15 protein-coding genes are annotated in these 14312 nt (G+C 61.7%); 7 read left to right on the forward strand and 8 right to left on the reverse strand.

The features are described from left to right. The 3 genes from QZ564_RS09960 to QZ564_RS09970 form a co-directional block, all read right to left on the reverse strand. Nucleotides 1–433, reverse strand: a 433-nt coding sequence (locus QZ564_RS09960) for an ATP-binding cassette domain-containing protein (RefSeq protein ID WP_297108692.1), incomplete at its 3' end; no start/stop codon positions are given. 71 nt (nt 434–504) lie between these two features. After that, on the reverse strand, nt 505–1794 hold the full coding sequence (locus QZ564_RS09965) for an ABC transporter substrate-binding protein (protein WP_297108696.1): 1290 nt from the start codon (nt 1792–1794) through the stop codon (nt 505–507). Nucleotides 1795–1958: 164 nt separating this feature from the next. After that, complete coding sequence (locus tag QZ564_RS09970) at nt 1959–2360, reverse strand: carboxymuconolactone decarboxylase family protein (protein ID WP_297108699.1); 402 nt, start codon at nt 2358–2360, stop codon at nt 1959–1961. A gap of 133 nt (nt 2361–2493) precedes the next feature. On the opposite strand from QZ564_RS09970, the gene QZ564_RS09975 reads away from it, so the two are divergent. After that, nucleotides 2494–3192, forward strand: coding sequence for a GntR family transcriptional regulator (locus tag QZ564_RS09975; RefSeq protein WP_297108702.1), 699 nt, complete (start codon nt 2494–2496; stop codon nt 3190–3192). Between the two features lie 47 nt (nt 3193–3239). On the opposite strand, the gene QZ564_RS09980 is transcribed toward QZ564_RS09975, so the two are convergent. The 4 genes from QZ564_RS09980 to QZ564_RS09995 all read right to left on the reverse strand — a co-directional run bounded on the left by QZ564_RS09980 (nt 3240) and on the right by QZ564_RS09995 (nt 6868). Then, nucleotides 3240–3992 carry an SDR family oxidoreductase gene (locus QZ564_RS09980; protein WP_297108705.1) on the reverse strand — a complete coding sequence of 251 codons (753 nt, stop codon included), beginning with the start codon at nt 3990–3992 and terminating at the stop codon, nt 3240–3242. 23 nt (nt 3993–4015) lie between these two features. After that, nucleotides 4016–4804 carry an SDR family oxidoreductase gene (locus QZ564_RS09985; protein ID WP_297108708.1) on the reverse strand — a complete coding sequence of 263 codons (789 nt, stop codon included), beginning with the start codon at nt 4802–4804 and terminating at the stop codon, nt 4016–4018. A gap of 1 nt (nt 4805) precedes the next feature. After that, nucleotides 4806–5993, reverse strand: coding sequence for a serine hydrolase domain-containing protein (locus QZ564_RS09990; RefSeq protein ID WP_297108712.1), 1188 nt, complete (start codon nt 5991–5993; stop codon nt 4806–4808). 71 nt (nt 5994–6064) lie between these two features. After that, on the reverse strand, nt 6065–6868 hold the full coding sequence (locus QZ564_RS09995; protein ID WP_297108715.1) for an N-acyl homoserine lactonase family protein: 804 nt from the start codon (nt 6866–6868) through the stop codon (nt 6065–6067). Between the two features lie 107 nt (nt 6869–6975). Here QZ564_RS09995 and dctP point away from each other — a divergent pair, with 107 nt between their 5' ends. From dctP to QZ564_RS10025, 6 genes are all read left to right on the forward strand, one after another. Next, nucleotides 6976–7983 carry a TRAP transporter substrate-binding protein DctP gene (gene dctP / locus QZ564_RS10000; protein ID WP_297108718.1) on the forward strand — a complete coding sequence of 336 codons (1008 nt, stop codon included), beginning with the start codon at nt 6976–6978 and terminating at the stop codon, nt 7981–7983. A 62-nt stretch (nt 7984–8045) separates the two neighbouring features. After that, nucleotides 8046–8582, forward strand: coding sequence for a TRAP transporter small permease (locus QZ564_RS10005; RefSeq protein ID WP_297108721.1), 537 nt, complete (start codon nt 8046–8048; stop codon nt 8580–8582). Further along, nucleotides 8575–9885 carry a TRAP transporter large permease gene (locus QZ564_RS10010; protein WP_297108724.1) on the forward strand — a complete coding sequence of 437 codons (1311 nt, stop codon included), beginning with the start codon at nt 8575–8577 and terminating at the stop codon, nt 9883–9885. The genes QZ564_RS10005 and QZ564_RS10010 overlap by 8 nt, the downstream gene beginning before the upstream one ends. Then, complete coding sequence (locus QZ564_RS10015; protein ID WP_363311937.1) at nt 9882–10814, forward strand: NAD(P)-dependent oxidoreductase; 933 nt, start codon at nt 9882–9884, stop codon at nt 10812–10814. Before QZ564_RS10010 ends, QZ564_RS10015 begins: the two co-directional genes overlap by 4 nt. Further along, nucleotides 10811–11518, forward strand: a complete 708-nt coding sequence (locus QZ564_RS10020; RefSeq protein WP_297108730.1) for an SDR family oxidoreductase — start codon at nt 10811–10813, stop codon at nt 11516–11518. Before QZ564_RS10015 ends, QZ564_RS10020 begins: the two co-directional genes overlap by 4 nt. A gap of 13 nt (nt 11519–11531) precedes the next feature. Then, a complete protein-coding gene (locus QZ564_RS10025) occupies nt 11532–12995 on the forward strand; it encodes an NAD-dependent succinate-semialdehyde dehydrogenase (protein ID WP_297108733.1) in 1464 nt (487 codons plus the stop codon). A gap of 217 nt (nt 12996–13212) precedes the next feature. Here the strand turns inward: QZ564_RS10025 and QZ564_RS10030 are convergent, their stop codons facing one another. After that, nucleotides 13213–14133: a LysR family transcriptional regulator gene (locus tag QZ564_RS10030; protein ID WP_297108736.1), complete on the reverse strand. Its 921-nt coding sequence runs from the start codon at nt 14131–14133 to the stop codon at nt 13213–13215. Between the last annotated feature and the right edge of the window lie 179 nt (nt 14134–14312).

Below are 14312 nucleotides of genomic sequence, written 5' to 3' on the forward strand. Positions count from 1 at the left end.
GCCGCTTCCGGTCGAGCAGGGGGAGCGAGCCTGCTGGCTTGTCGGCACGTGCGGCCAGCCCGGTCCGGACCAGCACTTCGCGGGCTCGCGACTCCGCTTCGCTGCCAGCCCTGCCGCCAAAAGTGGCAGCCGCAAGCACGTTTTCATAAGCTGTCAGGCCGCCAAAGGGCTGCGGTACCTGGTATGTGCGTCCCAGCCCTGCGAGCGTTCGGTCATGCGCCGAGGTGGCCGTAACATCTCTGTCTTCGAAGGTGATCGTCCCGGCCTGCGGCTTCACGCTGCCGGTCAGCATATTGAAGACCGATGTCTTGCCGGCCCCATTGGGGCCGATAATGCCGAGGCATTCAGACATCGACACGTCGAACGACAGGTCGTTCGCCACGGTGATGGCGCCGAAGCGGCGCGTCAAATTCCTGACGCTGAGAACGGACACGTCTCACCCCACAATCAAAGAAATGGCCCGAACGCCTGGCAGTGCGCTCGGGCCCTCTATATCCAATTCGCTCAGGCGAATTCGGACAGTTTCATGAACGTCTTTTGCACCGGCACGTGCGGGGCAGTGACGTTGTTGGTCACGTAAAGCTCATAGGGGAACTTGGACCCTTCGGGGTTCTTGTGCCACTGGCCCATCGTCACCCAGGTTGAGGCCACCGACTTCATGGGCGAATTGCGGAAGTCGACCTTGCCGATAATCGTATCGATGTCGAGGTCGGCGATGGCATCGCGGACCGCGTCGCGATCCTTGGGATTGCCGGAATTCTTGAGAGCAGCCAAAGCCACTTCCCAGATCGCATGATGATAGCCCATGGGCTGGGCCCATTGCTTACCGGTCGACTCTTCGTAGGCCGTGCAGAATTCATCCGCGGATTGGCCGGTCAAAGTCGATGTATAAGGCAGTTGGCGGTTGAACCAGATTTCCGTCGACATGCCCGCACCACGGTCGCCCAGCACTTCAACGCCCGCAGGGAACACGAAGGCAGCCGCAATCGAGACAGCATCGAGCTCGAGGCCCATCTGCTGAGCCTGGCCGTAGAACGTCGCGAAGTGGTCGGGGAAGACGAGACCGGTGACGATCTTTGCACCCCCCTCCCGGAACGCGGCAACCTGATTGGAAAAATCGTCGACCTGCTCTTTGAAGATGCCTCCGGGGACCTCTGCGAAACCGTTGCCTGCAAGGGCGCCAGCCATACCTTCAGAGAAACCGCGACCGAAATCATTGTCTTCGTAGAAGGTGCCAACGACCGGCTCGATGCCGCTCTCTTTCCACATGCCGACATAATTCTGGATGATGTCAGCACCCGACCAGAAGAACAGGAAGCTGTAGGGGTAGCCGGTTTCCGGCGTGCCGCCGCGGGCAGCATAGAAGGGTTCCCACTGCAGGATGGTAGAGATGGCAGGCGTGCCGTTTTGATCGCAGATCTCAAGCGCCGGCGCGGCCAGACCGTCCGCTACCAGCAGCAGGTCTACATTCTCGCGCAGCACGAGTTCGTTGCCCAGGCTGCCCATGCGGTTCGGATCGGACTGGCTGTCGCGCACCAGGATTTCCACATCCCAGAATTTGCCGTCGATCTCGACGCCACCCTTGAGCACTTCCTGGACCTGCTCAACCACCCACGGGGCGGTTTCACCGAAATTGGACCTGATGCCGGTGAGCTGGTCGATATAGCCGATCCGGATCGTGCCTTCACTCTGCGCATAGGCGCCCGACGGCAAACCGATTGCGGCAGCCCCGGCACCAGCTGCCAGCCCCTTGAGCACGTCACGACGGCTCCTCAGCGTAAATTCTTTTTCCATTGCAACTCCTCCCTATGAGTTACTGTCAGATTGTATGATAATAGACCATCTGTCAATTCAGCTCTGCGACGGAGGTCGTCCTTGCCCTGCGCGATTGACGACCGGCCCTAAGAGACTGAACCGAAAGAAGACTTGAAGCGCCCCGCGAGCGGCGTCGTACGCCGCTATTCGACTTGTCCCATTTCCTTGAGCACTTCGTTCGCCGCCTTGAAGGCATCCAGCCCGGCGGGAATGCCGCAGTAGATCGTGGCATGCAGCAGGGTTTCGCGGATTTCCTCGACACTGACCCCGTTGTTGATCGCGCCACGCACATGCAGCTTGATTTCCGCCGAGCGATTGAGAGCGGTCAACATGGCCAGGTTGAGCATGGAGCGGGTCTTGAGGTCGAGCGTGTCGCGCCCCCAGGCATAGCCCCAGCACCACTCGGTCGTTATGTGCTGGAAGGTCATCATGAAGTCATTGGCGCGCTCGATCGAGCCATCGACATATTCTGACCCGAGCACCCGGCGTCGCAGGTTGAGCCCTTCTTCGAAAAGCTTGCCGACGGTCGTTTCCTGGTTAGCCATGATTTCTGACCCTTGTATTTTGCCATACAAATAGACAATATTGAGAAAGATGTCCGGTGTTCGGCCGGCCTGCCCTTTTCAGTCCCAACCGGGATGAACTGATTTCCGTCCTACTCTTGCAAGGAACAGCTCGATGTCTGATGCCCAAGAAGCTCACGAAATGAACCTTCGGGTAGAGACGCTTCCCGGATTGCGGGAGCAGGTGGCTGAGCGCTTGCGAATGGCCATCGTGACTGGCCACTTCAAGCCGGGAGAAAGGCTGATCGAACGCGAGCTCTGCGACATGATGGGCGTGTCGCGCACATCGCTGCGCGAGGCGCTGCGCGAATTGCAGGCCGACGGCCTGATCACCCTCAAGCCCAACAAGGGCATGACCGTCGCCGTGCTCACCGAGGAGACGGCGCGATCCATCTACGAAGTGCGCCGCATGCTTGAAGGCCTGGCGGCCCGACTGTTTGCCAAGCACGCGACGAGTAAGCAGATGCAGGACCTGAGGGCCAGTGTCGAGGAGTTGGCTCAAGTCTATGACGACTTTTCCGCTGAGGCCTTTATCAGGGTGAAGGGGCGCTTCTACGACATTCTCCTGGAGGGCGGTGGGAACAAGGTCGCGGCGGATATGTTGCGCCGCATCCATACGCGCGCCTCGCAATTGCGGGTGCTGTCGCTCTCGAGCGCCGAACGCGCCCAGCAGTCCATCGGCGAACTGCGCGCCTTCTGTGACGCGCTCGAAGCGCGGGACGAAGACCTGGCCTGGCAGCTTTGCCTCGATCACGTCGAAAACGCGGCCAATGCGGCGCTCAAATCCATCGCCAAGGGCCAGATGCGCGAGTAGCTCTGCTCTGCATCCTTTGCGAGCATTGGGAGAATAGCGCGCCATGGTTACACCGATTTCACGGTGATGCCGCCATCGGCGCGCAGGATAGTGCCGGTGACAAAACTGGCGTCATCGGAGAGGAGAAAGGCAATCGCGGCTGCGATTTCTACCTCGGTTCCCAACCGTCCAAGCGGCGTCTGCGCCTTGCGCTTCTTGTAACCTTCCTCGTCGACAATCGCCCGCGCCCCCGGTGTCGGCACGGCGCCGGGCGTCACCGCATTGACGCGGATGCCCTGGGGACCCAGCTCCACGGCCAGTTGCCGGGTCAGCGCGGCAATGGCGCCTTTGATCGCGGTGTAGGACGAGGTGCCGGCCGAGCCGACCTCGGCCACGGGCGAGGTGATGTTGACTACAGCGGCCGGCGCGTCGCCGCGATGGGCCAGCAGGGCCTGCACCCCCCAGAAAGGTCCCTTGACGCCCACATCCAGCATGCGGCCAAGAATCTCGTCCGTGACCCCCTCGACGGGCCCGTAACGGATCCAGATCGCGTCGTTGACGATGCCGGTCAGTGGTCCGAATGCGTCAGAAAGATGCTTCGCCGCCGAGAAAACCGACCCCCGATCCGACGTATCTGCAATCAGCGCCAAGGCTTTCCCGCCCACAGCGACAATGGACGCCGCGGTGGCTTCCGCGAGGCCTTGGTCAATGTCCAGCACGCCGACGGCCGCGCCACGGCCCGCGAGCAGTGCCGCCGTGGCTGCTCCAATTCCACGCCCTGCGCCGGTGACCAGCACAACCTGTCCCTCGTGGCTACGCATTGCAGTACCTCCCGCTGCCATGTTCAGTCCGCCCCGTTGTCGGGCACGCCGCCATAAAGTGACCACAGCCCGGTCGCCAAGGTTCCGCTGTCCACCGGCAGCTCGATGCCGGTGATGGCACCCGCCTCATCGGACAACAGGAAATAGATCGCGTTCGCCACTTGCTCCGGCATGACCAGGCGACCCAAGGCCGTCTGCCGGATCATCACATCGGGATTGCGTTCGCCGCGCGCATAGCTTGCTTCCACCGCCGGTGTCCGGGTCGGGCCGGGGTGCACGCAGTTGACCCGCACGCCCTCCCGCCCCCAGGCCACGGCAAAGTTTCGCGTCATGTTGATGATGGCGGCCTTGGTTGGCCCATAGGCCATCAGCGGGCTGGAATTGAGCGAAGTGATCGAGCCAACCGTGACGATCGCCCCTTTGCCGCGTAGCCGCATCGGATTGCCGAAGGCGGTCATGGTCTTGAATGTGCCGGTCAGGTTGACCTTGAGGATGGCCTCCCATTCTTCTGCATCCTGGTCCTGTGGGCGATGTGGGTTTTCCAGGTGAGCGGCCACACAGGCCAAGGCGTCCACGGGCCCCATCTTGGTTTCGACCCAATTGGCCGCAGCTGCGATACTGGCGCCATCGGCCAAGTCGATTTCGTGTGCTGTCCCCCCGGTCTCTTGGGCGACCTGCCGCGCCAGATCCATGTTGCGATCGAGGATGGCGACCTGCCAGCCGGCCTTTCGCAAACGCGCCACCGTGGCGGCGCCTATGCCGCCTGCACCACCCGTCACCACCGCAACGCGATTCTCTACGACCCTGGACATGTCAGAGACTCGCGTAGAGAGATTCGATGATGCGTCGCGCGCGCGGGCCGTTGTCACCACGGGCATGCATCTTGTTGCAGGCGTAGGCAAAGCCGATCCTGGCGTCGGGGTCTCCGAAACCGATGGAGCCGCCGAAACCGTGATGACCAAAGGAGCGCGGGTTCGGGCCCATCCACACGGCCTCTTCGGTGTTGAGGAGAATGCCGCGTCCCTGGTGATAGTGGCGCTGCTGCATCTGCTCGTATTGATGATGCTGCTCGGTGATCATGTCCTCGAGCGTTTCGGGCGTCATGATCGTGACCCCATCCAGCGAACCGCCGCGCGATACCGCCCCATAGACTTTTGCAACGGTCCGCGCCGTGCCATGGCCATTGGCACTGGCGATCTCGGCGGTGCGCCAGCCATGCGAATTGAGCGTAATGTCGATGGGCTCATCCGGATGCTGGGCAAAGCCCTTCGCCAGCAGCGTATCGGGCTCCTTGTCCTTGCGTTCGAGCAGCGTGCCGGCCAGCGTCGGCACCAGCGTGGCGACCCGGTTTTCAATGTCCTGGTCCGTGAGGCCGCCGATACGATAATCACCGCCCAACGGACCGACGACCCGTTCCTGGATCAGGTCGCGAAAGCGTTTGCCGGTGACGCGACGTGCAATCTCACCGAGCAGATTGCCCTGCGTATGAATGTGGTAGGCCGCGACGGTACCCGGCTCCCAGAGCGGAGCCTGTTTTTCCAGCGCCGAAACGATCAGGTCGCAGTCATAAATGGCGCCCTTGTAGAGCGGGTCGGTCACCACCGGGAGGGCGCAGGTGTGGTCCAGCACCATGGAGACGGTGATGCCCTGCTTGCCGTTCTGCGCGAATTCCGGCCAGTAGGTCGCGACCTTCTCCGCCGGATCGATGAGGCCCTCGGAAATGAGTCCGTTGAAGGTGATCCCGGAAATGCCCTTAGCGACCGACATCATGCAGACAATGGTGTCTTCATTCCAGGTCTTGGAAAACTCGGCATCGCGATAGCCGCCCCAAAGGTCGGCCACCTGCTCGCCATCGACATAGGCAGCCGCTGCGGCCCCGATTTCTTCCTCGACGGCGAAGTTCTCCGCGAATGCCTCAGCGACACGCTCATATCCAGGGGTGACCCAGCCGGTCAGAACAAACTCGTGCCCCCGTGCCTTTACGGTCCTGTCAAACTGCATTGCGGCTCCTCCGTATACCCGAATACGGCTAGCAGTTTGTATGACAATCTGTCAACCGACCATATGATAATTTATCGAAGCGGTGCGAGATCAAGCCGGAGAATGTCCGGTTCGTCGGGACTGACAGCAGGCCAGCGGCGGCGCACCTCCGGGTCGTGGCCCGGGATCAGCAGATCGGCATCTCCGTCGGCCAGTTCTTCACAGCGTCGAAAGCCTTCGAGCATTTCGCCGACATTGTAGACCAGCGGGAAGGGCGCCCGTCGCACGCGGTTTTCGGTGAAGTGAAAGGCGTCCGACGCCAGCACGAGCGGGCCACGCTCGGTCATCACCCGAACCACCTGCAATCCGCCGGTATGACCGCCGATCCGGTGTAGGGTGATGCCGGGCGCCAACGTGCTATCGCCGTTATGGAATGTTACCCGTCCGGCATAGACAAGGCGCACTGCATCGACCACGTCCTCGACATGGAACGGTGCCGACAGGCATCCATGCCCCATGGGACGGCCCGTCGCGTAGCTCATCTCTGCATCCTGCAAGTGGAAATGGGCTGTCGGGAATTCCCCAAGCGTCCCGGCATGGTCATAGTGCAGATGGGTCAGGACGACCGTCTGGACAGTCGCGGCGTCTATCCCGATGCGTGCGAGCATGGCCTTTGGCGAAGCGAGCAATTGCCGTCCGCGTTTTTGTGCCTGCTCGGGGCCAAAGCCGGTATCGACGACGACCTCCATCCCGTTTCCGCGAATGACCCAGACATAATAGTCCAAGGGCATGGCGCCTTCATGGATGTCCATGCCTGGCAGGAAGTTCTCGCGCCTGGGCCGATCAGGAGCCGTGGTGGCGTATCGCAGGCCGAACACCTCATACATAGGTCTCATAGTCGCCTCGCAGCATTTTACTTGAATCATCAGACCGTCATGTTGTATGACAAACTGCCAATGTGGCAAAACGGAATTCGCAGGGAGCCCTGCGGATGGGAGGTACCATGAAACTCACAACGCTCTTCGCGGGCGCGCTGACTGCCCTGTCCTTCGGGGCTGTCGCATTCGCCCAAGATTATCCGGAAATGACCCTCCGGTACTCATCCAATATTCCCGAAGTGGTCAACACGTCGGCCATTGACACCTATTTCTCCTCCGAGATCGAGAAGCGATCGGGCGGCAAGATCAAGATCGAGCATTTCTGGGCCAATACCTTGGGTGGCGAGGCCGAAATCGTCGATCTGGTCGGCTCCGGCGCGGTTGACCTCGGCCTGATCGTCATGGGTAACCAAACGGCGCGCCTGCCCTTCGCCGCCGTGACAAACGCCCTGCCTATGACCTATGCGGATGGCCCGAAGGTGAATGCCCTGACCCGCGAAATCATGACCAACAATCCCACGGTCGTGGCGGAGCTGGACCGGGCCAACCTCCACCCGATCCTCTTCCGCTACCTGCCCGACTATCGCATCTACTGTACCAAGCCGATCCGCACCATGCAGGATTTCCAGGGCACCAAGATCCGCTCCTACGGTTCCTACGTTCCTGTCCTGTTCGAAAGCCTCGGCGCCACCCCCGTGAATATTCCGCCGGTGGACATGATCCAGGCGATGCAATCGGGGGCGATGGACTGCACCTATATGTTCAATTCGGGCGTACAGGCATTCAAGATCGACCAGGTTGCCGACTATGCAACTGACCTGTCCTTCGGTGTCATCTCTGCCCACACCTTGTTCATCGCCAAGGACAAATGGCTTAGCTGGCCGGATAATGTGCGCGCGCTGTTCGAAGAAGTTGCAGCCGATGCGGAAGCCTATGGCAACGAGTTGATTGCGCGTGACGAAGGCGCCGCCAAGGACGCCATCGTGGCAGCGGGCATGGAGATCGTGCCCTTCGAGGATGCCGATGGCTTTGCCGCCGCTGTCCCAGACATGCTCGAGCTATGGGTCGGAAGCATGGGTGACAAGTCGGCCGAGGCCCAGGAACTGGCCGACTTTATCCGCGCCAACCGCTGAGCGGCGACCGTACCGATGCGAGAGGACGGGGTGGCCCGTCCTCCTCTTGCCCCGAGGGTGCCATGTCCATCTTACTGCACGTCAACCGGTTGCTCCGACGACTCTCTCTGGTCGGGTTCCTGGCTGCCTCGCTTCTGTTGCTCTTCATCGGTTTGATGGGCACAGCTGACATTGTTCTCACCAATCTGTTCAACCGGCCGATACCCGGCGTCGTTGAACTATCCGGAGCCCTTCTGGCGGTGACGGTCTTTCTGGGTCTGGCCGAGGCGCAGGCGCGCGGCTCTCACATCGTCATTGACGTGGCCACGGCCGCCATGCGCCCCCGCATGCACAAGCTTGCCGCCATGTTCTCCTTGTCCATGGGGCTCGTTTTCATGGGCTTTGTCGCCTGGCAGACCACCGGCCTAGCCATCAAGGCCTATGGTTACGGTGAGCTGGCCCTGGGCGCCCTGCCATTCCCGCTGACGCCATTCAAGGCGCTCGCAGCCTTTGGCGCCTGGCTATCAGCCGCCGAGTTTGCCCGGCAATTGGCCATACGTGTCGTCACACCGCCCGACACGCCGGTCTCCTCCGGTCCGGAAGGATCTGACAATGCTTGATCCACTGTCCATCGGCGGCCTGGCAATCGGTGCCATGTTGCTGCTCTGTCTGTTGGGGGTGCCGGTGGGCATCGCCATGGGGAGCGTGGCCACAGTCGGCCTCTGGTTTACCGGCGGTCCGAACTTCGTCTTCTCGGTTCTGACCAACCTCCCGTTCGCCAGTGCATCGGACTATGCCTTCGTCGTCATCCCCATGTTCGTATTGATGGGCGCGATCGCCTCCTCATCGGGCATTACCACCGAACTGTTCCGCTTCTCCAACCTGTTGCTGCGCTCCAGTCGCGGAGCGCTCTATCAGGCGACCATTCTGTCCTCGGCCGGCTTTGCCGCCATTTCCGGTTCGACGCTGGTCAATGCCGCCCTATTCACCCGTATCGCTCTGAGCGAAATGCTGTCGCTGGGCTATGACAAGGCGCTTTCGGCCGGGGCCATCGCGGCGGCCGGCACCCTGGCCGCACTCATACCCCCGTCCATCAGCTTTGTGATTTACGGCCTCCTGACCGGGGAATCGGTCGCCGAACTGCTTATTGCCGGCATTCTTCCTGGTATCCTCACAGCCGCGGCCTATATGGTTGGCGTTTACATCTTCGTCCGAGTGCGGCCCGAGCTTGCTCCCGAGCCCCAGCCCAGGGCATCGCTGAAAGAAATCGGACAAAGCGTCCTCAAGCTCTGGGCCACGTTCCTGCTGGCGGCTGTCGTGATCGGTGGCATCTATTTGGGGTTCACCACGCCATCGGGCGCCGGGGCACTTGGGGCAATGGGCGCCCTGCTGATCGCTCTCTTCCGGCGCAAGCTCACCTGGGCCTCGCTGTCTGAAAATCTGCGATCGACTGCAGCCATTACCGCCGCGCTGTTCATCGTCATCATCGGCGGCATGATCTTCACCCGCTTTTTCCTGGTGGCCGGCACTGTGACCGAGGCGACCGGGCTTATGCAATCGCTCGACATCCATCCGCTTGCGTTTATGGCTCTGCTGATCCTGGTCTTCGCTGTCTTGGGCATGTTCATGGATCCGCTTGCCATGCAGGTTATGACGTTGCCCTTCATCTACCCGATCGTGACGGCAATGGGTTTTGACGGGATCTGGTTCGGCGTCATCATGGTCAAGCTGGTCGAATTGGCGGTGCTCTCGCCGCCTGTGGGCATGAATCTGTTTGCCGTCATCGGCGCTTCAGAAGGCCGCGTGAGGCTCCCTGAAATCTATCGCGGCATCCTGCCGTTCATCGTCATCGAGCTCATTGTTCTGGCGCTGCTTATCGCCTTTCCGCAAATTGCCCTCTGGCTGCCAAGCCAGATGATGTGACCAGACTTCAAGGATTGAACATGACCAAGCTGACTGTCGGCTTCATTGGTTTGGGCGCCATGGGGGATCCCATGGCCCGCCGCGTTGCCCAGGCGGGGTTCGATCTCGTCGTGATGGATGCCGATCTCGACAAGGCCAGAGAGATCGCCGCGGCAACCTCCGGCAGGGTCGCCAACACGGGCAAGGCGCTGGCCGAGGCTTCGGACGTGATCGTCACCATGCTGCCCTCCTCGGCTGTCGTTCGTGCCGTGCTGGAAGGCGAAACCGGCGTCGCGGCCGGGCTGAAGCCCGGCACCGTGCTGCTGGAAATGTCTTCTGGTGTGCCCGATGAGACAAGGCGCATCGCCGAGGAACTGGCCGACAAGGGCATTCACCTTGTCGACGCACCTGTCTCCGGCGGCGTCTCACGTGCGACGACTGGCGAGCTGGCGATCATGGCTGGTGGTAGTGATGAAGGATTTGCCCTGGGCGAGGCGGTGCTGGCCGCCATGGGTTCATCCATCATCCGCACTGGCCCCGTCGGTTCGGCGCATGCGATGAAGGCCCTCAACAATCTGGTCTCGGCCGGCGGCTTCCTCATCGGCATCGAGGCGCTGCTGATCGGCAGCCGCTTCGGTCTCGATCCGGAGCTTATGGTCGACGTCCTCAATGTCTCGACCGGCATGAACAACTCCACCCAGAAGAAGTTCAAGCAGTTCGTATTGTCCCGCTCCTTCAATGCCGGCTTCGGACTCGACCTCATGGTCAAGGACCTCGGCATTGCCATGGGCGTGGCCGAGGCCACCGGCACCACGGCACCCTTTGCCAGTCTGTGCCGTGATATGTGGCGCGACGCGCAACAGGCCCTCGGCACCGGGCTCGACCATACCGACGTCGCGCGTTTCTCCGAACTGTTGGCCGGCAGCGAACTGCATCCGGGCAAGAAGTGACCCTGGCTGGCACGCGCATCGCGCTGTTCGGCGGCTCCTCCGGTATCGGGCTGGCGACGGCGCAACTCGTCCGCAGAGAAGGGGCACACGTAACCTTGGTGTCGCGCAGTCCGGAAAGGCTGACGCGCGCTGCACGAACGCTGGACGATAGCGCGATTGCTGCGATCGACATCCGCGACCCGGACGCGGTTGGTGCCTTCTTCCGGGTGCAAGAACCCTTCGACCACGTCGTCGTCTCGGCGGCGGCAGTCGACCCCGGACCACTCAGGTCGCAGGATTTGACCACAGCCCGCGCCGCCATGGATAGCAAGTTCTGGGGCGCGGTCCACGTTGCGCACGCGGCCAGGATAAACGAGCGCGGTAGCCTGACGCTGGTGTCCGGCATGCTCGGCAGTCGTCCCGCGGGCAACGCCACACTGCTCTCGGCCATCAATGCCGCCCTCGATACGCTCGCCCAGGCTCTGGCGCTCGAAATGGCCCCGACCCGGGTAAACTGTGTGTCGCCCGGCCGGGTCGACAGCCCCTGGTGGGACCACTTGCCGGAGCAGGAGCGCCAGGCGGTGTTCGCGGCGACCGCGGCGCGCCTGCCGGTGCGGCGCATCGGCAACGCCACCGATATCGCCGCCGCAATTCTGGCGACCATGACGAATTCGTTCATGACCGGTGCGGTCATCAACGTGGACGGCGGCGGCCAGATCGCCTGACCAAGGAGTTATCATGTCAACTTTGCCCCTGCGCGATCCGACGCTTCTGGAGACCCGCGCCCTGATCAACGGAGAATGGGTCGGGTCCGCTGGCACCTATGTCGTCAGCAACCCGGCAACCGGGCAGGTCATTGCCCAGGTCGCTGCAATGGATATTGACCACGCCAAAGGGGCCATCGACGCGGCCCATGCCGCCCAGCCGAACTGGGCCGCCATGACTGGCAAGGAGCGCGCCGCCATCCTGCGTCGGCTCCATGACCTGATGGTCGCCAATGCCGATGATCTCGCCATGATCCTGACGGCGGAGATGGGCAAGCCGCTTGCAGAAGCCAAGGGAGAGGTCCTCTACGGTGCTGCCTATGTGGAATGGTTCGCCGAAGAGGCCAAGCGGATCTATGGGGATGTGATCCCCGGCCATGCGCGCAACAGTCGCATTATGGTCCTCAAGCAACCGGTGGGCGTGGTCGGGGCCATAACGCCCTGGAACTTCCCCAATGCCATGCTGGCCCGCAAGCTGGCACCCGCCCTGGCCGCAGGCTGCACAATGGTCGCCCGCCCGTCCGAGCAGACACCGCTCTCGGCCCTGGCGATCGGCGTGCTGGCCTGCCGTGCCGGTGTGCCGGCCGGCGTGCTGAACATCCTACCCAATCGTCGGGCGTCCGAATTCGGTCAGCTGCTCTGCAGCCACCCGAAGGTGGCGAAAATCACCTTCACTGGGTCTACACGCGTGGGCGCCATCCTGATGGAGCAGGGGGCAAGGACGATCAAAAAGTTCTCGCTCGAACTGGGTGGCAATGCCCCATTCCTGGTCTTTGACGATGCTGATCCGGAAGCGGCCGCCGAGGGCGCTCTGCTGGCCAAGTTCCGCAACAACGGTCAGACATGCGTCTGCGCCAACCGGTTCTATGTCCAATCCGGCATCCACGATGCATTTGTCGCCGCGCTGGCGCGGCACATGTCCAATTTGAAGGTCGGCGATGGCCTGAGGGAGGGTGTGACTACAGGACCACTGATCAATCAGGCCGCCGTGGAAAAGGTCGAGACCCATGTATCCGATGCCCTGGCCAAGGGCGCGAGGCTGACCATCGGCGGTGCGCGTCACCCCCTGGGCGGGACCTTCTATGAGCCGACGCTGATGACGGGCGTAACCCAGGATATGCAGGTGGCCCGAGACGAAACCTTCGGGCCGCTGGCTGCGGTAATCCGCTTCGACACTGAGCAGGAGGCCATCGCCATGGCCAACGATACCGAGTTCGGCCTCGCCGGCTATTTTTACGCCAGCGACCTTTCGCGCGTCTGGCGGGTCGCCGAGGCGCTGGAAGTCGGCATTGTCGGGGTCAACACCGGCCTGGTTTCGACCGAGGTCGCCCCATTCGGCGGCGTCAAACAATCCGGAATGGGGCGGGAGGGATCGCGCTACGGCATCGACGACTACCTTGAGATCAAGAATGTCGTCATTGGTCTGGCCGCTCGATAGTCAGAAGCATTGTCACCGATATACGGCAGACGCCGAAGCGCTGACTCGCCAACAATGCGAAAACTCTACGAGTGTCTCCCTTCTTGTCAGTCCCGGCCGGAAGCCGCCAGTCCGCAGATGGCCCAGGTGTCGCCATCGGGTCCGTCCCGCCACTGCACCGAGTCAAGATTTTGGATCGACAGTGAGTTGAGTTCTTCGAGCATCAGCGTGTGCTATGTCAGGCGCGGCGCCCAAAACGTTCCTTGCACAGCTCTACCAGTACCCTCACTGGCTCCCAATCGAGCATTTCCTTGCGGAAGATCATGCCGATTTCCACCGTGTTTGCCTCCAGCCGCAGTGGCAGCGGCATGAGACGGGGGGCGCTGACCGCCTGCACGGCAAGCTCCGGCAAGAGGCTGAGTGCGTTGCTTTGTTGCAGTATGGTCAGAACAGACAGAAGGTTCTGGCAAACGAAGCGGATTTCCGGACGGGCGCCTATGTGCTCGGCAACAGCATGCTCGGTGATGACCCGATAGACAGGCAGTTCGGAGTAAACAATCCACGGATAGTCGACATAGCGTTTGGGATCGATGTGGCCATCGGCGTCGCGGAGTGCAAAGACCGGGTGATCCTCCCTTGCGAACACCCGGTTGGTGACTTCGGTCAGCCCGACGCGTTCAAGGGCGTAGCTGGCGCCAATATCCAGTTCCACGCCAGAGAAGGCGACATCCAGGTGGCCGTCGCGCAAATGCTGAGTGGCCTTGCCATAGGTCAGCGTCGTCAACTCGATGACGAGGTCGGGAAAGCGTTGCTGCAGCTGGCTAAGCACACCGGAGAGGATGCCTGAGCGCCAGACCGGTCCGCCACCGATGCGGATCAAGGTTTTCTTTTGCGCCACTTCCGAGCGCAGCTCAAGCTCGGCAATTTCCCAGTACCGCTCGATCCGGTTGGAGATGGACAGGACCCGCTCGCCGAAGGCAGTGGCTTTCACGCCGCGCGCGTGGCGTTCCACCAGTTTCTGGCCGAAATAGGTCTCCAGTTGCGCCAACGAGCGCGACAGGGCCGGCTGGGTGACATTGAGCTTTTCCGAAGCCCGGCGGAGGCTACCTTCCTCCAGAATGGTTCGCAGACGAAACAGATGTGTGATCTGGTCGAGCATGTGCGCCTCCCCTCCGCTTTTTTTCAAAGTGTTCGCACTACAATGCCAATCGGGCAAGCTCCAGTGATAACTTGAGCGCATCGCTGAGGGGGTTAATTGCATTTTTCAACTGCACCTCTCCACTGCTAGGCAAGGGGCAGGCAGCACATGAAACGCTGTATTTGCGTCGATCGAGAACC

Origin of the sequence: uncultured Devosia sp. (assembly GCF_913055165.1) — a bacterium.
Taxonomy (GTDB): Bacteria; Pseudomonadota; Alphaproteobacteria; order Rhizobiales; family Devosiaceae; genus Devosia.

Excerpts from the sequence above, each read along its gene's own strand:
- QZ564_RS09965 (WP_297108696.1), bottom strand. The coding sequence starts at position 1,794 with ATGGAAAAAGAATTTACGCTGAGGAGCCGTCGTGACGTGCTCAAGGGG.
- QZ564_RS09970 (WP_297108699.1), bottom strand. The coding sequence starts at position 2,360 with ATGGCTAACCAGGAAACGACCGTCGGCAAGCTTTTCGAAGAAGGGCTC.
- QZ564_RS09975 (WP_297108702.1), top strand. The coding sequence starts at position 2,494 with ATGTCTGATGCCCAAGAAGCTCACGAAATGAACCTTCGGGTAGAGACG.
- QZ564_RS09980 (WP_297108705.1), bottom strand. The coding sequence starts at position 3,992 with ATGCGTAGCCACGAGGGACAGGTTGTGCTGGTCACCGGCGCAGGGCGT.
- QZ564_RS09985 (WP_297108708.1), bottom strand. The coding sequence starts at position 4,804 with ATGTCCAGGGTCGTAGAGAATCGCGTTGCGGTGGTGACGGGTGGTGCA.
- QZ564_RS09990 (WP_297108712.1), bottom strand. The coding sequence starts at position 5,993 with ATGCAGTTTGACAGGACCGTAAAGGCACGGGGGCACGAGTTTGTTCTG.
- QZ564_RS09995 (WP_297108715.1), bottom strand. The coding sequence starts at position 6,868 with ATGAGACCTATGTATGAGGTGTTCGGCCTGCGATACGCCACCACGGCT.
- dctP (WP_297108718.1), top strand. The coding sequence starts at position 6,976 with ATGAAACTCACAACGCTCTTCGCGGGCGCGCTGACTGCCCTGTCCTTC.
- QZ564_RS10005 (WP_297108721.1), top strand. The coding sequence starts at position 8,046 with ATGTCCATCTTACTGCACGTCAACCGGTTGCTCCGACGACTCTCTCTG.
- QZ564_RS10010 (WP_297108724.1), top strand. The coding sequence starts at position 8,575 with ATGCTTGATCCACTGTCCATCGGCGGCCTGGCAATCGGTGCCATGTTG.
- QZ564_RS10025 (WP_297108733.1), top strand. The coding sequence starts at position 11,532 with ATGTCAACTTTGCCCCTGCGCGATCCGACGCTTCTGGAGACCCGCGCC.
- QZ564_RS10030 (WP_297108736.1), bottom strand. The coding sequence starts at position 14,133 with ATGCTCGACCAGATCACACATCTGTTTCGTCTGCGAACCATTCTGGAG.